Here is a 19,537-nt window from a genome sequence, read left to right as displayed (position 1 = left end):
TTGGTTGCCGCATCGTTAAAGCCAGAACAGGCCGCTCCAGAAATCAAAGCACACGGCTGCGGATGCGAACAGGCCGGCACCGAAGGATGCAGCATGTGAGGGAGGCAAGCGACGGAGAATCCGGATCGCTCAGCCGTGCGCGCGCTGCGCCTCGAGGCCGCGGCTGTAGCGCGACATCGCAAAGCAGAACACGAAGTAGATCACGCCGACGAACACATAGACCTCGACGCTGAAGGCCTGCCAGGCCGGATCGACGATCGCGGTCTTGGCGGTGGTCAAGAGATCGAAGATGCCGATGATCAGGACCAGGCTGGTGTCCTTGAAGAAGGCGATGAAGGTGTTGACCAGCGGCGGGATGACGTGGCGGATCGCCTGCGGCAGCACGATCAGCGCGTTCTTCTCCCAGTAGGACAGCCCGAGCGCGTCGGCGGCCTCATATTGTCCGCGCGGCACCGCCTGCAGACCGCCGCGCACCACTTCCGCAAGGTAGGCGCCGGCATAGAGGATGAAGGCGATCTGGGCGCGCAGCAATTTGTCGATGTTGACGCCGTCAGGCATGAACAGCGGAAACATGACGCTCGCCATGAACAACAGGCTGATCAGCGGCACGCCGCGGATCAGCTCGACATAGAGCACGCAGAGCGAGCGGATCGCCGGCAGTTTGGAGCGGCGCCCGAGCGCGACCAGGATTCCGAGCGGGAAGCCGAACGCCAATCCGAAAGTCGCCAGGATCAGCGTCACCGGCAGCCCGCCCCAGCGGTCCTGCGTGACAAAGGACATGCCGAGAAAGCCGCCCCACATCAGGCACCCGATCGCGATCAAGGCCGCAGCCCACAGCAGGAACAGCTCCTTGCGCCAGAAGCTGCGGCGGCTCGAGATCACGAACAGCGCAATGAAGATCACGACCGCGAGCGCCGGCCGCCACTGCTCGCTGAACGGATAGGTGCCGAACAGGATGAAGCGGTACTTCTCGGGAATCACCGCCCAGCAGGCGCCGACGCCGCGCAGCGCGCGGCAGGCGCTGGTGTCGTTGCCCGAGACGATCCAGACCGCGTTGGCGATGCCCCATTGCCAGAGGCCGATGCACGCCTTGCCGAGCACGAACAGCAGCAGCAGCGTCATGATGCTCGACGTTACGGACGCGAACAGGTTGGCGCGCAGCCAGGCCACGATCTGGCCGCCGAGCGTGCGCCGCGCGCGGCGCCGGCCGATCGGCAGCGGATCCTGCGGGAGATGTGCGACCGAGCTCATGTCAGCGCTCCACCAGCGCGATCCGCGCGTTGTACCAGTTCATGAACAGGCTGATGCCGAGGCTGATGGTGAGGAACACCATCATGATCAGCGCGATCGACTCGATGGCCTGCCCGGTCTGGTTCAGCGTGGTGTTGGCGATCGAGACGATGTCCTGGTAGCCGACCGCGACCGCGAGCGACGAATTCTTGGTCAGGTTCAGATACTGGCTGGTCATCGGCGGGATGATGACGCGCAGCGCCTGCGGCAGCACGATGTGCTGCAGGACGAAGCTGCGCTTCAGCCCGAGCGCCTTGGCCGCGTCCGACTGGCCGCGCGGCACCGCCTGGATGCCGCTGCGTACGATCTCGGCGATGAACGCCGAAGTATACGTGACCAGCGCGATCAGCAGCGCGAAATATTCCGGCGCCAGGGTCAGCCCGCCGACGAAGTTGAAGCCGCGCAGCTCGGGCAGCATGACGCTCCAGCTTGCGCCCAGAAGCCACGACACCAGCGCAGGCAGCGCGATGATGAGGCCGAGCGCGTAGGGCCAGACCGGCCGCGCCTTGCCATCGAGCATCTGCTGCGCGATCAGGCGGCGCCTGACGATGAGGAAGACGATCACGCCGGCGACCAGCGCAGCGAGCGTCCAGCCATTGGCCTCATGCAGCGGCACCGACGGCAGCACCAGGCCGCGGTTGGACAGATAGACCCCGTCGACCGGCTTCCACGCCTGGCGCGCCGCCGGCAGGCCCTGCATCAGCACGTACCAGAACAGGAGTTGCAACAGCAGCGGCAGGTCGCGCAGCACCTCGACATAGACGGCGGCGAGCCGCGCCAGCAGCCAGTTCGACGACAGCCGCGCGATACCGACCAGCGTGCCGATCACGGTCGCCAGCACGATGCCGATGACCGCAACGCGCAGCGTGTTGACGACCCCGACGATGAACGCGCGCAGGTAAGTGTTCTTCGGCGTGTAGTCGATCCAGCTGTCGGCGATCGGCATGCCGGCTTCACGGCCGAGGAAGGCAAAGCCGGTCGAAATGCGCCGCACCGAGAGGTTATGGACCGCGTTGGACCACAGCCAGGCGACGACGGCGACTGCGATGGCGACCACCAGGATCTGCCAGAACAGGCCCGCGACGCGGGGATCGCTGAGCGAAAGCCGCCAGGGCCGGGCGGGAGGGCGTTTCGGCGTCGATGTCGTCACAGCACAAGGACCCCAGTGAGAAGCGATCTTCTGCCATGCGCAAGAGCGTTTTCGAGCGAAGTGGATACCCGGTTCGCGTGAAGAAGACGCGTCAACCTCAAATCCTGCGCGCGTCATATGTTGCACCAAATTAATATTTGTGCAACATATGTTTCATGGCCCAGGCTCAGCCGAAACCATCGCCCCTGAACGAATTGTGCAGCGCACTGCCGTCGCTGCCGATGCGCTTGCAGGAGGTCGGCCGGTTCGTCGCCGCCAATGATTACGACGCCACCACCCGCTCGATGCGCGAGCTCGCCTCGGTCGCCGGCGCCGATCCAGCTTCATTCACCCGTCTTGCCAAGGCGCTCGGCTATTCCGGCTGGGACGAATTGCGCGCCGCGCTCACCGAGGCGCGCCGGCCGGCGCAGGGCTCGCCGTTCTCCGGCCGCGCCAGGAGCCGCCGCGCCGGGCCGAATGCCGATGTCAAACTGGTGCACGACAAATTGGAAGCCGAGGCCGCGGGCCTTGCGCGGATTTCAGCGAGCGCGATCGCGGAAGCCGCGCGTGCGCTGCACTCGGCTGATCGGATCTGGATATCAGGGTTTCGCAGCTGCCGCAGCGTCGCGGAACTGCTGACCTATCAGCTTCGCCTGTTCCGCCCCGATGCCGTGCAATTGGTCGGCGGCTCCGGCCCGTTCGATCTCGACCACGGCGCCTTCCGCTCGGGCGACGCCGTGGTCGTGATCGGCTTTGCGCCCTACACCCTGGTCAGCGTCGAGACGGCGCGTGCGGCGCATCAGGCGCGTGCTGCGCTGATCGCGATCGCCGACACCATCGCAGCTCCGATGGCCGAGGGCGCCGATCATCTGCTGCTGTTCGAGGCCGCCTCCTCGCCCGGCTTCTTCCCGAGTCTGACCGGCGCGATCGCAGTCGCGCAGTCGCTTGCGGCCGTCGCTTTCACGCTGGGCGGCGCCGGGGCAAAGCGCAAGCTGGAGGAGACCGAGGGCCGGCTTGCCGAGATGTCGCAATATTTCGTCGAGAAAGGATGACTGTCATGGCAGCCAACAAGAGCCGCGTGATGCATCGCAGCCTGCGCGAGACCCCGCCGAAAGCGGTCGGCGGCGACGGCGTCTGGCTGATCGCGGAGGATGGCCACCGCATTCTGGATTCCTCCGGCGGCGCCGCGGTGTCGTGCCTCGGCCATCAGCATCCGCGCATCCTGGCCGCGATCGCCAAGCAGGCCTCGAAGATTGCCTATGCCCATACCGGCTTCTTCTCCTCCGAACCTGCGGAAGAGCTCGCCGAGCGGCTGGTCGGCCACGAGCCCGGCGGCCTCGGCTATGTCTATTTCGTCAGCGGCGGGTCGGAGGCGATCGAGGCCTCGATCAAGCTGGCGCGGCAATATTTCATCGAGCGCGGCGAGCCGAAGCGCGCCCGCTTCATCGCGCGCCGCCAGAGCTATCACGGCAATACGCTCGGCGCACTGTCGGCCGGCGGCAATGCCTGGCGCCGCGAGCCCTACGCGCCGCTGCTGTCGCCCTCGTTCAGCCATGTCACGCCGGCCTTCGCCTATCACGAGAAGCGCGACGATGAATCGGAGGCGGCATTCGTGGCGCGCCTTGCCGCCGAGCTCGAAGCCGAATTCCAGCGGCTCGGCCCCGATACAGTCGCGGCGTTCATCGCCGAGCCCGTGGTCGGCGCCACCGCCGGCTGCGTGCCGGCGCCGGAGGGTTACTTCAAGGCGGTGCGCGAGATCTGCAACCGCCACGGCGCGCTGTTGATCCTCGACGAGGTGATGTGCGGCATGGGCCGCACCGGCACGCTGCACGCATGGGAGCAGGAAGGCATCTCGCCCGACATCCAGGCGGTCGCCAAGGGGCTCGGCGGCGGCTATCAGCCGATCGGCGCGATGCTTGCCAGCGGCACGATCGTCGACACGGTGCGCAACGGCTCCGGCGCATTCCAGCACGGGCACACCTATCTGGCGCATCCGCTCGCCTGCGCCGCCGCGCTCGAGGTGCAGAAGGTGATCGCTGAGGAGAAGCTGCTCGACCAGGTCAAGGAGCGCGGCCGCCAGCTCGAGCAGCGGCTCACCGAACGGTTCGGCAATCATCGCCATGTCGGCGACATCAGGGGCCGCGGCCTGTTCTGGGGGCTCGAGCTGGTCGCCGACCGTGCCACGCGGCAGCCGTTCGATCCCAAGCTGAAACTGCATCAGCGGATCAAGTCCGCCGCCTTCGCCGGCGGGCTCGGCTGCTATCCGTCGGGCGGCACCGCCGACGGCCAGCGCGGCGATCACGTGCTGCTCGCCCCGCCCTATATCGCGACTTCCGGCGACATCGACATGATCGTCGAGCGGCTAGGCGCTGCGGTAGACAGCGCGTTGAAAGACGTTGGTCATTAGGAGGAGGACAGAATGAGGAACGTATTGATCGCGGCGAGCCTGTTCGTCGCAGGACTCTCAACCGCGAGCGCGGCGACGCTCGACACCGTCAAGCAGCGCGGCACGCTGGTGTGCGGCGTCTCGACCGGCTTTGCCGGATTCTCGGCGCCGGACTCGCAAGGCAACTTCAAGGGCCTCGACGTCGACTATTGCCGTGCGCTTGCCGCCGGCGTGCTCGGCGATCCCGCCAAGGTGCGCTACGTCGCGCTGACCGCGCAGAACCGCTTCACCGCGCTGCAGTCGGGCGAGATCGACGTGCTCTACCGCAACTCGACGCAGACTTTTCTGCGCGGCACCACGCTTGGGTTGCGGCAGGGACCGGTCAATTTCTACGACGGTCAGGGCTTTGTCGTGAAGAAGGACCTCGGCGTGAAGGAGCTGAAGGACCTCAAGGGCGCCACGGTGTGCGTCGCCCAGGGCACCACGCATGAAGTGACGCTCGGCGACTACGGCCGCGCCAACGGCATCGACTGGAAGCCGCTGGTGTTCGACCGCGTCGACACCATGTACCAGACCTTCTTCGGCGGCCGCTGCGATGCCATGACCCAGGATGCTTCCGCGCTCGCAGGCGCGGTCGCGACCGCAGCCCCGAAGGCCGATGACTATGTCGTGCTGCCGCAGACCATCAGCAAGGAGCCGCTCGGCCCGTTCACCCGCAACGGCGATGAAGTCTGGAGCGACATCATCACCTGGCTGCATTACGGCCTGATCGAGGCCGAAGAGCTCGGCGTCACCCAGGCCAATGCCGACGAGATGGCGAAGTCGCAGGTCCCGGCGATCCAGCGCCTGCTGGGCGCGTCGGGCGATCTCGGCTCGCGCCTCGGCCTCGACAACAAATGGCTGCTCGCCGCGATCAAGGCCGGCGGCAATTACGGCGAAATCTTCGAGCGCAATGTCGGCAAGACCAGCCCCTTGAAGCTCGAGCGCGGCCTCAACGCCACCTGGAGCAAGGGCGGGTTGATGTACGCGATTCCGTTCAAGTAAGTGAAGTCACCTCGCCCCGCCTGCGGGGAGAGGTCGGATTGCGAAGCAATCCGGGTGAGGGGGAGCCTCCGCATACCGTCCTCTCACCTGTTACGACGATAGAGCCCCTCACCCCAACCCTCTCCCCGCGAAAGAGCGGGGAGAGGGAGAGCAAGAAACATCGATGCGCATCACCCTGATTCACGCCCTGAAACACTCGATCGTGCCGATCGAGGCAGCGTTCGCACGGCATTGGCCGGAGGCGCGGCTGATGAACCTGCTCGACGATAGCCTGTCGGCGGACCTCGCGCGCGACGGCAAGCTTGACGAGCGCATGACCGAGCGATTTCTGACCATGGGCCGCTATGCGGCAAGCACCGGCGCCAACGGCATCCTGTTCACCTGCTCGGCGTTCGGGCCGTGCATCGAGGCGGTGGCGCGCGCGCACGCGCCGATGCCGGTGCTGAAGCCGAACGAGGCGATGATCGAGCAGGCGGTGGCGAAGGGCAAGCGGATCGGCCTGCTCTCAACCTTCCCGCCGACGCTGGTCTCGATGCCGCCGGAATTTCCGTCACAGGTCACGCTGGTGCCGAAGCTTGCCGAGGGCGCGCTGGCCGCACTCGACCGCGGCGACCGCGCCGAGCACGACCGCATCGTGGTCGAGGCGTCGAGAGACCTCGCCGACTGCGATCTGATCGCGCTCGCGCAGTACAGCATGGCGCCGGCGGCTGAGCGCGTCGCCGAAGTCACCGGCCGCGAGGTGCTGACGACACCCGACAGCGCGGTCAAGAAGCTAAAGGCGATGCTGGGGGTTTGATCTCCGTCATTGCGAGCCACCCGGTCGGCGCGAAGCGCCGCCGGATGACAGGCTCCGCGAAGCAATCCATCGCTCCGCTATGCGGATAATGGATTGCTTCGTCGCTTCAGCGCAAAATTGCTTCGCAATTTTGTCGCGAGCTCCTCGCAATGACGGAGCCGCCAATCTTCGTCAGGCCGCTCACCCGCCCGCGTCGTGCACGTTCAGATCGACGCCTTGCGGATCCCTAATCGTCGACACCGTGATCAGCGAGATCAGCGACAGCACCGCGATGTAGACGCCGACGCGCCAGGACTGGCCGTAGGTGCCGATGATCCATTGCGCGATCATCGGCGCGAAGGCGCCGCCGAAGATGGCGCCGAGCGCATAGCCGATCGAGACGCCGGAATAGCGCACCTTGGCCGGAAACAGCTCGGCGTAGAGCGCCGCCTGCGGGCCGTAGGACAGGCCGAGCGCGATGGTGAGCCCGACCGCGCTGACGAAGAACAGCAGCAGGTTCTTGCTGTCGATCAGGAACCACATCGGCACCGCCCACAGCACCATCAGGGTGTAGCCGATCTGGAAGCAGCGCACGCGGCCGATTTTGTCGCCGAGGATACCGCCGAGTAGCGTGAAGATGAACCAGCTGACCGCCGCGAGCGTGCCGATCAGCAGCAGCTGCTCGGACGGCATCTTCAGTGTATTGGCGCCGTAGCTGATGATGAACGCGATCAGGATGTAGCCGGCCGCATTGTTGGCCATGAAGATCAACGCGGTGCGCAGGATCTCCTTGCTGTGATTGCGCATCAGGTCGCGCAGCGGTGCAGAGGATTCCCTGTGCCGACGCTGCATCGCCTGGAACACCGGAGACTCTTCCACGGTGCGGCGGATCACGATGCCGACGACGATCAGCATGATCGACAGCAGGAACGGAATCCGCCAACCCCACTCGATCATCGCCTGCTTGCCGAGCGTCGCGGTGAGCACCCACAGCACGCCGGTCGCCAGGATCATGCCGAGCGGCGTGCCGATCTGCGGGAACGAGCCGAAGAAGCTGCGCTTGTCGACGGGCGCCGATTCCACCGCCATGAGCGCCGCGCCGCCCCACTCGCCGCCGGCCGAGAAGCCTTGCAGGATGCGCAGGAGAATAAGGAGTGCCGGCGCCCAGGCACCGATCTGTGCGTAGGTCGGCAGCAGGCCGACCAGCGCGGTCGCCGCCCCCATCAACAGCAGCGTGACGACGAGCATGTTCTTGCGCCCGAAGCGGTCGCCGAGATGGCCGCAGACGATGGCCCCTAACGGGCGGAACAGGAATGAGAGGCCGAGCGTCGCGAACGAGACGATCTGCGCCAGCAGCGGATTGTTCGCGTTCATCGGCGCGAAGAACAGCGCGCCGAACACCAGGCCCGCCGCCTGGGCGTAAACGAAGAAGTCGTACCACTCGATGGTGGTGCCGACGAGCGTTGCGGTGAGGACCTTGCGCTCCTCATCCGACAGTTCAGCGCCGCGCGAGCGCGCGGACAGTTCGATGGACATGTCGCCTCCCCAAAACCCGTTCTTGAACCTGTTCTTGGCCGCGCGGGCGTGGTCGGCGGCGATGCGCCTGTCCCGCACGGATGCTGGGCCCGGGATTAGCAGAGGTTTCCGCACCACACGAGCAAAATAGTTGCAGCCGCAACGATATTCGGCGAATTGTGCTTTTGGCCCCGGTTCCCGACCCCGTTACCTCGACCGCGATCGGCGGGCAGCTATCCCGAAACGTCAATTGTGCATCGCAACAAGGTCGCTACGATGCGAGGATTCCCAAGAGGTTGCTAAGTGTCTGACATCAATGCCGATGCCTGGGTTTCCTCAGGCCACCGCCCGATGGGCTTCCCGGAATTCGTCGTCGTCATCGCCTCGATCATGGCGCTGAACCCGCTGGCGATGGACATGATGCTGCCGGCGCTGCCGAACATCCGCTCCGCGTTCCAGATCGCCGACGCCAACCGCCCGCAGATGGTGCTGTCGATCTTCCTGGTCGGCTTCGGCGTCGGCCAGTTCGTGATGGGCCCGCTGTCGGACCGCTTCGGCCGCCGCCCGGTGCTGCTCGGCGGCATGACCGTCTACACCATCGCCGGCCTGCTCGCGATCATGGCGCCCTCGTTTGAGACGCTGCTGTTGGCGCGCGCGCTGCAAGGGCTCGGCACCGCGGCGACCCGCGTGATCGCGACCTCGATCGTGCGGGACTGCTACGCTGGACGCCGGATGGCGAGCGTGATGTCGCTGGCGATGATGGTGTTCATCGCAGTCCCCGTAATCGCGCCGTCATTCGGCCAGGCGGTGATGCTGCTGACGCATTGGCGCGGCATCTTCGTGCTGCTGATGATCTACGGCGTGATCGCGCTGGCCTGGAGTGCGATGCGGATGCCGGAAACGCTGCCGCTGGAATTGCGCAAGTCGCTGGCGATCCCGGAGGTCTTGTCCGCGTTTCGCCAGACCGTCACCAATCGCCAGACGCTCGGCTACGCGCTCGCCGCCGGCGGCGTGCAGGGCTCGCTGTTTGCCTTCGTGTTCTCCTCGCAGCAGATCTTCACCGAGATCTTCAAGCTCGGGCATTACTTCCCGGTCGCCTTCGCGGCCTGCGCGGTCGGCGTCGCGATCGCCGGCTTCCTCAATTCGCGCATCGTCGGCCGCATCGGCATGCGCGTGATCTCGCACGCCGCGCTGACCGGCTTTGCCGTCGTCGCAGGCGCCCTGCTGCTGGCGGTGAAGACCGACACGCTGTCGCTGCCGCTGTTCATGGTGCTGTCGGGCCTGATGATGTTCGCGTTCGGGCTGATGATGGCGAATTTCACCGCGCTCGCGATGGAGCCGCAGGGCAAGATCGCCGGCACCGCCTCCTCGCTGTACGGCACGATCACGACGCTGCTCGGGATCGGCGTCGGCACCACGATCGGCCAGGATTACAACGGCACGCTGGCGCCGTTCGCGACCGGCTTCTTCCTCTGCACGCTGGCCGCGCTCGCCGTCGTCTTGGTAACGGAGAAGGGCCGGATGTTCCGGCCGCATCATCATCCGATTTGATTGATCCGTAGCCCGGATGCAGCGCAGCGCAATCCGGGATTCATCGTGCGGGCGACAGGATCCCGGATTACGCGGAGCTTGTCATCGGGCGCGCGTTCGCGCGACCCGTTGGCTCCATCCGGACTACGATCCTGACTTGACCCGCTGCTGTAGCCCGCATGAGCGCAGCGATATGCGGGGCAACTGTTCCCGCATATCGCTTCGCTCATCCGGGCTACAATTCTGACTGGTTACACCACTGTAGCCCGCATGAGCGGAGCGATATGCGGGGCTGCTGTTCCCGGATATCGCTTCGCTCATCCGGGCTACAATTCTGAGATCGCGTCAGGCTTCGCGAGTCCGTCCGACGCTGCTTTGCGCCCGGGCGGGCGCCACCGCACGCCGCGTCGCCGCGAATCCCTCCATCCCCAGCTGCCACTGCAGGCCCACGATCGCGCCCTTGGTCGGCTGCAGCAGCGCCAGCGCGCTGAACAGCGTGAATGGAAGCCAGATCGCCAGTTGGAGCCAGGCCGGCGGCGCGTAGTTCATCTCGAGCCACAGCAGCGCCGGCACCACGACGTGGCCGACCACGACGATCACGAGATAGGCCGGGAAATCGTCGGCGCGCTGCGGGGTGAAGTCCTCGCTGCAGACCTCACAGTGATCGGCGACCTTGAGGAAACGGCCGAACAGATGGCCGCGCCCGCAGTTCGGGCATTTCATGGTGAAGCCGCGCCACATCGCCTTTGGCAGGGAAACCGTCTCGGTCATCGTCGTTTTCCTTTGGCCGTTGTCCTTGACCCGATCTGATGATCCATACAATATGCATTCGAGCACCTACAATCAAAGACAAAGCGTCGGATTGCATGGATTGGATCCCTACAGTTTCGGAATGGCACGGCCCGATGTTCCTGCGCATCGTCGATGCGCTGGCCGCCGACATCGCGAGCGGCCGGCTGGTGCGCGGCCAGCGGCTGCCGACCCATCGCGCGCTGGCGTCAGCGCTCGATATCGATCTGACCACGGTGACTCGCGCCTATGGCGAGGCGCGGCGGCGCGGACTGCTCGACGCCCGTGTGGGCCAGGGTACGTTCGTCTCGGAGACCACCGCGCGCGCCACCTCCGACCTGCCCGCGCCCGTCAACATCGACCTGTCGATGAACCTGCCGCCGCAGCCGGTCGAGGCCAATCTCGACCTGCGCATTGCGCAGGGACTTGCGACCATCCGCTCCGAGGCCGGGTTCTCCGCCTATCTCGGCTATGCGCGTCCGGGCGGCACCACTGAGGAGCGCGAGGCCGGCGCCGCGTGGCTCGCGCCGCGGGTGCCGCAGGCGGCGGCCGACCGCATCGTGATCTATCCGGGTTCGCAGGCGATCATCTTCAACACGCTGCTGGCGCTGACATCGCCGGGCGATGTCGTGGTGACGGAGGCGTTGACCTTTCCCGGCATCAAGGCCGCGGCGGCGCGGCTTGATGTCCGCCTGGTCGGGGTTGCGATGGACGCCGAGGGCGCGCGGCCCGACGCGCTCGACGAGGCCTGCCGCAAGCACAAGCCGAAGGCGGTCTACCTGGTGCCGACGCAGCAAAACCCGACCACGGCGACGATGAGCGCGATCAGACGCAAGGCGGTGGCCGATGTCATCAGCAAGCGCGGCTGCGTCCTGATCGAAGACGACGTCTACGGGCCGCTCGAACCGCAGATGGCGCCGATCGCAACCCTGATTCCGGAGCGCACCTACTACGCCGCGAGCATCGCAAAATGCATCGCGCCGGCCCTGCGCGTCGCCTATCTCCTGGCGCCCGATGCCGCCGCCGAGCAGCGCATGCGCGCCGGCATGCAGGCCACCATGCAGATGCCGCCATCGCTGATGGTCGCGCTGGTCACGCAATGGCTGCGTTCCGGCGTCGCCGCCGACATCATCCGCGCCATCCGAAACGAGGCCGCGGCGCGCCAACAGCTCGCGGCCCGCTTCCTCAAAGGCGTCAGCTATGCGGCGCGGCCGGCGAGCCACCATCTCTGGATGCCGCTGCCGAAGCATTTCGACGGCACCGACCTGCTGTCGCATCTGATGCGCAACGGTCTCGCCGTGGTCGGCGAAGACGCCTTTGCGGCAGGCGATGCCGCGCCGCGCGGCCTGCGCGTGTCGCTGGGTGCGGCGCGCAACCGCGCCGAACTGAGCCAGGCGCTGCAGGTGCTGTCGAATGCGGTGCGCACGCCCGTCGGCGCTACCCAAATCGTATAATTCCGGCGATCGCCGGGAATAAACTCGCTCCAAAATGATTATGGTGCGCGGGAGCGCGCGCCGCTAAAACTCTGCGCTCAGGGCATCAGGCAGGGGCAGGCTTTTCAATGTCGTGCGGGTATGATCAGGCAGTCCACCGTGCTGTGCTGTCGCTTCGCGGAGCCGTGACCGCGATCGGTTGTCTTGCAGTTGTCATATCAGGCGCGGCGCGCGCCTCCGATGCCCCTGCCCCGGTGCCGGAAAAACTCGAACGCATCACCGCATTCTTTGACAACGAGGTTGCGACAGGAAAGATTCCGGGCGCGGTCATCCTGATCCAGCAGCGCGGCAAGCCGGTCTACCTGAAGACCTTCGGCTATCGCGACGTCACGACCAAATCGCCGATGCGGCCGGACACGATGTTCGCGCTGCATTCGATGACCAAGCCGATCACCAACACCGCCGCGATGATGCTGGTCGACGAGGGCAAGCTGTCGCCGCAGGACCCGCTGTCGAAATACATTCCGGCTTTCGCCGACGTGAAGGTCGCCATCGAACCGGACGGCGGAAACGATCCGGCCAAGGTTGAGCTGGTGCCGCCGATCCGGCCGGTGACCATTGAAGATATCATGCGGCACACTTCGGGCATCACCTACGAATATATCGGCGCCGACTGGATCCAGAAGATCTACCGCGCAGGACATCTGTTCGACGGCAAATTCGACAACAAGGAATTCGTGGCGCGGCTGGCCAAGCTGCCGCTGTCGCGACAGCCCGGCACGCTGTGGCGCTACGGTCATTCCACCGACGTGCTCGGCCGGGTGATCGAGATAGTCTCGGGCAAGACGCTCTATCAGTTCGAGAAGGAGCGCCTGTTCGATCCCCTGGGGATGAAGGACACCTCATACGTGCTCGATGCCGAGACCGAAGGGACGCGGCTGGCGGAGCCGCTGCCCTCGGACACCATCCTGATCGAGGGCGAGAACGACCGGCGCGCGCATCCGGAGTGGGAATCCGGCGGCGGCGGTCTGGTGTCGACCATCCTCGACTATGCGCGCTTCGCGCAGATGCTGCTCAACGGCGGCGAGCTGGACGGCAAGCGCTATCTCAGCCCCGCAGCCTTCAAGACCATGACGACGGACCATATCGGGCCGGGCTCCGGTGTCGGCCGCGACTATTGGTACTTTCCCGGCGACGGCTTCGGCTATGGCTACGGCATCGCCGTGCGCACCGATCCCGGCATTGCCAAGCCACCACCGCCCGGCTCGATCGGCGAGTTGAAATGGGACAGCGGCAGCGGCACCTATTTCGGCGTCGATCCGAAGCTCGACATGATCTACATCATGCTCGAGCAGACCCAGAACGAGCGCCAGCGCATTACGCCCGCGTTCCGCAAGCTGGTCTACGACGCGTTCAGCCCGGATTGAGTTCCCACCGTCATTGCGAGCGCAGCGAAGCAATCCATCTCTCCGCATGGGGATAGATGGATTGCTTCGTCGCTTGCGCTCCTCGCAATGACGCGGAAACCTTCCCGCCTTACGACTTCCGCCGAACCGGTTCCTGCCTGCGCCGCGCTGCGGCCGCGATCAGGCTCGCGGTGCATTCGTCGCAGACGAACGAACACCCGTCCGTAAACAGGCCGATCCGTGCATTGAGGCCGATCGCATCGTCGTCGACGATCCCATCGATAATGCCACCGCAGCACACGCATTGATGGCGCAACGCCAATTCCCGTTCCATGACGCGCTCTCCAGCCGTCGCAGCTTCCTCTCCGCTGCTTCCCTCACGCTATATACTATCGTATATATCGTGACGACAAGGCAGGCGGGTGAACAATCCGGTCGGGAACCCTGCAGACAACAACCATCGACCGGAGACGATCGCCAAGAAAATCCTGCCTGGTCCAACCAGGTTCATTGAGGAAACGCGATCATGATAAAGAACAATGGCGACGCGGGACGTCCGCGCGCAACGGGAGAACTGCTCAAGATCCGCCGCGCATCGCTAGCGGCCATCATCCTTGCGCTCGGTGCGGCCGGCGCAGTGCGCGCCGAAACAGCTGCGGTCGGCGTTCCCGACAAGAGTTTTCCGGAGAGCGTGACCTCGACTTCCGACGGGACGCTCTACGTCGGCAGCTTCAACCATGGCGGCGTGACCAAGATCTCGGGCGGCAAGGCCGAGCAGCTGGTCAAGCCGGGCGCCGCCGACAGCCGCTCGACGCTGGGCGTGCTCGCCGACGAGAAGAGCGGCACGCTCTATGTCTGCTCCAACGACATCAGCGCTATGGGCGTGGCGGGGCCGAGCGACACCAAGGGCGCCTGGCTGAAAACCTTCGATCTCAAGAGCGGCGCGCCGAAGGGCAGCTTTGCCTTGAGCGATCCGAAATCGTTCTGCAACGACATCGTGGTCGGTGCCGACGGCACCGCCTATGTGAGCGATTCCTTTGCGCCGTTCGTCTACAGCCTGAAGGCGGGCGGCACCGCGCTGGCGACGTTCGCGACCGATCCGCAGCTCGCGCCCGCCAAGGACGGCGTCGGGCTCGACGGCATCGCGATCGGCGCCGACGGCAATCTTCATGTCACCACCTTCATTCCCGCAAAACTGTTCAAGATCGAGATGAAGGACGGCAAGGCCGGCGCCGTGACCGAGCTGAAGCCGTCGCGGCCGCTCGACCACGCCGACGCGTTGCGGGCGCATGGCGGCGGCTTCCTGCTGATCGAGGGCAACGGCAAGCTCGACAAGGTCACGGTGAAGGGCAGCGAGGCTACCATCGACACCATCAAGGATGGCCTCGCCGAGCCGGTCTCGGTGACGCAGGTCGGCGATGTCGGCTGGGTCGCCGAGGGCAAGCTGTCCTACGTGATCGGCGACAACAAGGGCAAGGACCCCGGCCCGTTCAAGCTGACGCCGGTGGCGTTGCCGAAATAGCGGCGGGCTGGGTTACGCTTCGCAGCAAACTCGGTGTATCTCCCCGGCTTGCGGGGTCGAGACGAGCGAAGCTCGCTGTTAGGTCGGGTCGCATCGATAGATGCGATCCGACTCCTCACGGCGTTCGTGCTTAAGGCCGCGCCGTACTGGATGCCTGTGCGGGGCGTGGCACCGGAGAGATGAGAGCCCGCGGCTCCTCCAACACGTCGTCCCTGCCTAGTGCGCAATTGCGCACGGGAGCAGGGACCCATACTCCGCGGCGGACTTGTTGAAGGAATTCGTCGTTCCAGCATCGCCCAGCAATTGGCATTTGTGGTTATGGGTCCCTGCTCTCGCAGGAACGACCATGCCGGCACGATTTCTGAATAATGGAAAAGTACCACTGATTTGCCCGACGAGTCAAGTTGCCGTGTCCGCCGGCGGCCACCGGCTCCTTTGCATGGGGTTGTTTTCGATATTTTGGCAGTGCGCCCCTGCGTCTCGGCACCGATGCGGTCGCCCCGCCGTCACCACGTCATCTGCTAGATCACATAGAACCCGTGCGTGCCGTCGCGGCGCAGCTGCTCGACGAGGCCGTACTCCCAATCGAGATAGGCCTGCATCGCCTGCTCCGCGACGCCGGTGCCTTCATAGGGGCGCCGGTAGCGGTGCGCGGGATCGGGCCGCGGCACGATGCGCGGCGGGCCGACTTCGAGCCGGCCGTCATAGCCGCCGTCGAGCACATAGACCTCCCAGCCCATCTGCGCGAGCCAGGACGCCGTCATGTCGGCGCGGATGTTTTTGTCGTCGCTCAGCACGATGCGCGCGCCGCGCACGGGCGCGGCCATGTCGATTTCCTGCACCAGTTGGCCGCCGGCATAGTGGCGGAAGCCGGCAAGGTGACCGGCCGCGTAATCCTCGGCATCGCGCACGTCGAAGCGATACAGCGTACGGTGCGCGTCCTCGTCCAGCGCGGCGAGTTCATCGATCCCGATGTGACGGACGCCGGCGCGATAGGCGACGTCGCGCGCATTGTCGCCAGCGCCCTCGAACGGACCGATGCCGCCGCGCTTGCTGGCGCCGTGCTCGAGATCGTGCTTCGCCAGCGTCCAGCCGATCGTGCCGTTGCGCAGCGCCCGCACCTTGTTGGGCAGTCCGGCATTGATCAGCGACTGCGTGCCGATGATCGAGCGGGTGCGGCCGGCGCAGTTGACGATGATGGTGGTGTCGGGATCCGGCGCCGCGCTGCCGGCGCGCAGCACCAGCTCGGCGCTGGGCACGCTGACCGAGCCCGGGATGTTCATGGTGGCGTATTCGTCGAAGCGGCGGACATCGAGGATCGCGATGTTGGCCTTGTCCGAGATCAGCGCGGCGACCTCGTCGGCGCTCAGCGACGGCGTGTGCCTGCGCGACTCGACCAGTTCGCCGAACGCCTTGGCGTAGGAATTGACGTCCTCGAACACCTCGTAACCGGCCGCCTTCCAGCTCTGCAAGCCGCCGGCGAGCGCGGCGACATTGCCATAGCCCAGCACCATCAACTGCGCGGCGGCGGCCGCGACCAGCCCCTCGCCATTGTCATAGAGCACGATCGGCACGTCCTTGCGCGGCAATCGCAGCTCGGCTTCGAGCGCGATCCGGCCGGCCGCCATGTTGGCGGCAAACAGCGGATGGCCGGTGGCGAATTCCGCCTCATGCCTGACGTCGAGCAGCGCGATCTCCCGGCGCAGCAGCAGCGTTGCGCGGATGTCCTGGGGCGTGACGGAAGCAAGTGTCATGGAATGCTGGCCTGACAGAAGAAAACGGCAGGCTTGCTCTAGGCCGAAATCACGCCTCGTCAATAGCTTTAACCGGCCCGCAACCCCGATCTTCACGAGCGGGGGTCCGGGGAACGAAAGCCCGCCATCCCGCTTTGCTCAACCGGGATGCACTTGCTACGTTCCCAATCGGCCCCGTTGGCGCCCGATCAGGCCTTCCGGACAAGAGAAGGTAGCGAGGCCAGCCTGAAGTTCTGGGAGGATGACCATGAGATCAGTCGGAAATGAACCCTTGTCGCGTCACGCCCTCGCCTTCGTGCTGGCCGGCGGACGCGGCAGCAGGCTTCAGGAGCTCACCGACAAGCGCGCCAAGCCCGCGGTCTATTTCGGCGGCAAGTCGCGCATCATCGATTTCGCGCTATCCAATGCGGTGAATTCGGGCATCCGCCGCATCGCGGTGGCGACCCAGTACAAGGCGCACAGCCTGATCCGGCATCTGCAAGGCGGCTGGAACTTCTTCCGGCCGGAGCGAAACGAGAGTTTCGACATCCTGCCCGCAAGCCAGCGCGTCTCCGAAACGATGTGGTATGTCGGCACGGCCGACGCGGTCTACCAGAACATCGACATCCTCGAAGCGCACGGCACCAAGTACATCCTGGTGCTCGCCGGCGACCACGTCTACAAGATGGATTACGAAATCATGCTGAAGCAGCATGTCGAAAGCGGCGCCGATGTCACGGTCGGCTGCCTTGAAATGCCGCGGGCTGAATCCAGCGCCTTCGGCATCATGCATATCGACGAGACCGGCCTGATCCAGTCCTTCCTGGAGAAACCCGCCGATCCGCCGCCGATGCCCGGCAAGCCCGACAAGTCGCTGGCCAGCATGGGCATCTATGTCTTCAATTCGGAATTCCTGTTCGACGAGTTGCGCCGCGATGCCGTTGACCCGAACTCGGCCCACGATTTCGGCAAGGACATCATCCCCTATATCGTGAAGCACGGCCGGGCGATCGCGCATCAGTTCAATGATTCCTGCGTCCGCTCCGGCGACGATCCCCGCTCCTACTGGCGCGATGCCGGCACCGTCGATGCCTATTGGGGCGCCAATATCGATCTCACCGACGTGGTGCCCGAGCTCGACCTCTACGATCGATCATGGCCGATCTGGACCTATGCCGAGATCACCCCGCCCGCCAAGTTCGTGCATGACGAGGACGGACGACGCGGCCAGGCGGTGACCTCGCTGGTCTCGGGTGCCTGCATCATCTCGGGCGCGTCGCTGCGCCGCTCCCTGCTGTTCACCGGCGTGCACGTCAATTCCTACGCCAACATCGAGAATGCGGTGATCATGCCCTATGTCAATGTCGGACGCGGAGCACGGCTCCGAAACGTCGTGATCGATCGCGGGGTGAGGATTCCGGAAGGGCTCGTGGTCGGCGAGGATCCCGAATTCGACGGCAAGCGCTTCCGCACCACCGAGAACGGCATCACGCTGATCACGCAGTCGATGATCGACAGGCTGGGGACATGACGCCCATCCGCGTCCTCGCAGTCGCCTCTGAAGTCTACCCGATCGTCAAGACCGGCGGCCTTGCCGACGTGGTCGGCGCGCTGCCGGCGGCGCTGAAGCAACACGGCGTCACGACGCGGACGCTGGTGCCCGGCTATCCCGACGTGCTCAAGGCGCTGGCTTCGGCGGAGACGCTGCTGCACCGGCCGGAATTCTACGGCGGGCCGATCCGCGTGCTGGGTGGCACGCATGATGGCCTCGATCTGTTCGCGCTCGACGCGCCGCATCTCTATGCGCGCCCCGGCAATCCCTATGTCGGCCCGGACGGACGCGACTGGCCGGACAACGGCATCCGCTTTGCCGCGCTGTCGCGGATGGCGGCGGAGATCGGCCGGGGCGCGATCACCTCCTTCGTCCCCGACATCGTGCATGCGCATGACTGGCAGGCGGGCCTCGCACCCGCCCTCCTGCATTATGCCGGGCAACCACGGCCCGGCACGGTGATGACCGTGCACAACCTCGCCTATCAGGGCCAGTTCTCGCCGGACATGCTTGCCGCGTTCGGCCTGCCGAGCGAATCCTACGCGCTCCACGGCGTCGAATATTACGGCACCATCAGCCTGTTGAAGGCCGGCCTGCAATTCGCCGACCGCATCACCACGGTGTCGCCGACCTATGCGCGGGAGATTCAAAGCGACGAGGGCGGCATGGGGCTCGGCGGCCTCTTGCGCGAACGCGCCGACGTGCTGAGCGGCATCCTCAACGGCATCGACATATCGGTGTGGAATCCGGCCACCGATCCCGACATCGCGGCGCGCTTCAGCTCCGAGCAGCCGGCGGATCGCGCGGTGAACAAGGCGGCGCTGCAGCGGCGCTTCGGGCTCGATCCGGCGCCGGATGCGATGCTGCTCGGCGTCATCAGCCGGCTGTCATGGCAGAAGGGCCTCGACCTGCTGCTCGAGAACATTCCGACGCTGCTCGGCGAAGGCATTCAGCTTGCGCTGCTCGGCAGCGGCGATCGCGACCTGCAGGACCGCTACACCGCGCTGGCGCGCGACAATCCCGGACGGATCGCGGTCGTGATCGGCTACGACGAGGCGCTGGCGCATCTGATCCAGGCCGGCGCGGACGCGCTCGCAGTGCCGTCGCGCTTCGAGCCGTGCGGCCTCACCCAGCTGTGCGCGCTGCGCTACGGCGCGGTCCCTGTTGTCGCCAATGTCGGTGGCCTTGCCGACACTGTGCTCGACTTCGACGAAGTCGCGATCACCGGCGATGCGCCGACCGGCGTCAAGTTCGCACCCGTAACCTCGGATGCGCTTGCCCATGGCTTGCGCAAGGCAAACCTGCTGTTCAACGACAAGGTGACGTGGCGCCGGCTGCAGCAGGCCGGCATGGCCACCGATGTCTCCTGGCACAATCGCGCCGGCCGCTACGCCGCGCTCTATCGCGAGCTCGCGACGATGCGGCGCTAAGCC

Annotated in this window: 16 protein-coding genes; 10 read left to right on the top strand and 6 right to left on the bottom strand. The window is 65.7% G+C overall.

Features of this window, described 5'->3' with window-relative positions:
* Nucleotides 1–129 precede the first annotated feature (129 nt).
* Nucleotides 130–1,251 carry an amino acid ABC transporter permease gene (locus ACVW1B_RS04105; protein WP_253603206.1) on the bottom strand — a complete coding sequence of 374 codons (1,122 nt, stop codon included), beginning with the start codon at nucleotides 1,249–1,251 and terminating at the stop codon, nucleotides 130–132.
* Between the two features lies 1 nt (nucleotide 1,252).
* Complete coding sequence (locus ACVW1B_RS04100; RefSeq protein ID WP_375166977.1) at nucleotides 1,253–2,440, bottom strand: amino acid ABC transporter permease; 1,188 nt, start codon at nucleotides 2,438–2,440, stop codon at nucleotides 1,253–1,255.
* A gap of 155 nt (nucleotides 2,441–2,595) precedes the next feature.
* Here ACVW1B_RS04100 and ACVW1B_RS04095 point away from each other — a divergent pair, with 155 nt between their 5' ends.
* From ACVW1B_RS04095 to ACVW1B_RS04080, 4 genes are all read left to right on the top strand, one after another.
* Complete coding sequence (locus ACVW1B_RS04095) at nucleotides 2,596–3,471, top strand: MurR/RpiR family transcriptional regulator (protein ID WP_456791826.1); 876 nt, start codon at nucleotides 2,596–2,598, stop codon at nucleotides 3,469–3,471.
* Between the two features lie 5 nt (nucleotides 3,472–3,476).
* Nucleotides 3,477–4,826 (top strand): aspartate aminotransferase family protein, encoded by a 1,350-nt coding sequence (locus ACVW1B_RS04090; protein ID WP_310881425.1) that lies wholly within the window; start codon nucleotides 3,477–3,479, stop codon nucleotides 4,824–4,826.
* A gap of 12 nt (nucleotides 4,827–4,838) precedes the next feature.
* Complete coding sequence (locus ACVW1B_RS04085; protein WP_456821199.1) at nucleotides 4,839–5,849, top strand: amino acid ABC transporter substrate-binding protein; 1,011 nt, start codon at nucleotides 4,839–4,841, stop codon at nucleotides 5,847–5,849.
* 163 nt (nucleotides 5,850–6,012) lie between these two features.
* Nucleotides 6,013–6,645 (top strand): aspartate/glutamate racemase family protein, encoded by a 633-nt coding sequence (locus ACVW1B_RS04080; protein ID WP_456821198.1) that lies wholly within the window; start codon nucleotides 6,013–6,015, stop codon nucleotides 6,643–6,645.
* A gap of 180 nt (nucleotides 6,646–6,825) precedes the next feature.
* Here the strand turns inward: ACVW1B_RS04080 and ACVW1B_RS04075 are convergent, their stop codons facing one another.
* Nucleotides 6,826–8,160 carry an MFS transporter gene (locus ACVW1B_RS04075; protein WP_253603213.1) on the bottom strand — a complete coding sequence of 445 codons (1,335 nt, stop codon included), beginning with the start codon at nucleotides 8,158–8,160 and terminating at the stop codon, nucleotides 6,826–6,828.
* Between the two features lie 330 nt (nucleotides 8,161–8,490).
* On the opposite strand from ACVW1B_RS04075, the gene ACVW1B_RS04070 reads away from it, so the two are divergent.
* The gene (locus ACVW1B_RS04070) at nucleotides 8,491–9,690 is read left to right on the top strand and encodes a multidrug effflux MFS transporter (protein ID WP_249796145.1); all 1,200 of its coding nucleotides are present in this window, start codon (nucleotides 8,491–8,493) and stop codon (nucleotides 9,688–9,690) included.
* 324 nt (nucleotides 9,691–10,014) lie between these two features.
* Here ACVW1B_RS04070 and ACVW1B_RS04065 read toward each other — a convergent pair whose 3' ends face one another.
* Complete coding sequence (locus ACVW1B_RS04065) at nucleotides 10,015–10,440, bottom strand: DUF983 domain-containing protein (RefSeq protein ID WP_057018899.1); 426 nt, start codon at nucleotides 10,438–10,440, stop codon at nucleotides 10,015–10,017.
* A 95-nt stretch (nucleotides 10,441–10,535) separates the two neighbouring features.
* Here ACVW1B_RS04065 and ACVW1B_RS04060 point away from each other — a divergent pair, with 95 nt between their 5' ends.
* On the top strand, nucleotides 10,536–11,912 hold the full coding sequence (locus ACVW1B_RS04060) for an aminotransferase-like domain-containing protein (RefSeq protein ID WP_456821197.1): 1,377 nt from the start codon (nucleotides 10,536–10,538) through the stop codon (nucleotides 11,910–11,912).
* Between the two features lie 107 nt (nucleotides 11,913–12,019).
* Nucleotides 12,020–13,318 carry a serine hydrolase domain-containing protein gene (locus ACVW1B_RS04055; RefSeq protein ID WP_456821196.1) on the top strand — a complete coding sequence of 433 codons (1,299 nt, stop codon included), beginning with the start codon at nucleotides 12,020–12,022 and terminating at the stop codon, nucleotides 13,316–13,318.
* Between the two features lie 109 nt (nucleotides 13,319–13,427).
* Here the strand turns inward: ACVW1B_RS04055 and ACVW1B_RS04050 are convergent, their stop codons facing one another.
* Nucleotides 13,428–13,619: a hypothetical protein gene (locus tag ACVW1B_RS04050; RefSeq protein ID WP_456821195.1), complete on the bottom strand. Its 192-nt coding sequence runs from the start codon at nucleotides 13,617–13,619 to the stop codon at nucleotides 13,428–13,430.
* 204 nt (nucleotides 13,620–13,823) lie between these two features.
* Here ACVW1B_RS04050 and ACVW1B_RS04045 point away from each other — a divergent pair, with 204 nt between their 5' ends.
* Complete coding sequence (locus ACVW1B_RS04045; protein ID WP_456821194.1) at nucleotides 13,824–14,819, top strand: hypothetical protein; 996 nt, start codon at nucleotides 13,824–13,826, stop codon at nucleotides 14,817–14,819.
* 521 nt (nucleotides 14,820–15,340) lie between these two features.
* Here the strand turns inward: ACVW1B_RS04045 and ACVW1B_RS04040 are convergent.
* Complete coding sequence (locus tag ACVW1B_RS04040) at nucleotides 15,341–16,573, bottom strand: rhodanese-like domain-containing protein (RefSeq protein WP_456821193.1); 1,233 nt, start codon at nucleotides 16,571–16,573, stop codon at nucleotides 15,341–15,343.
* A gap of 247 nt (nucleotides 16,574–16,820) precedes the next feature.
* Between ACVW1B_RS04040 and glgC the strand changes: the two genes are divergently transcribed.
* Complete coding sequence (gene glgC, locus ACVW1B_RS04035; protein ID WP_092083855.1) at nucleotides 16,821–18,083, top strand: glucose-1-phosphate adenylyltransferase; 1,263 nt, start codon at nucleotides 16,821–16,823, stop codon at nucleotides 18,081–18,083.
* The gene (glgA, locus tag ACVW1B_RS04030; RefSeq protein ID WP_456821192.1) at nucleotides 18,080–19,534 is read left to right on the top strand and encodes a glycogen synthase GlgA; all 1,455 of its coding nucleotides are present in this window, start codon (nucleotides 18,080–18,082) and stop codon (nucleotides 19,532–19,534) included. Before glgC ends, glgA begins: the two co-directional genes overlap by 4 nt.
* Nucleotides 19,535–19,537 lie beyond the last annotated feature (3 nt).

The organism is Bradyrhizobium sp. USDA 4502 (assembly GCF_054063355.1).
This window is presented reverse-complemented; position numbering and strand designations above follow the sequence as displayed.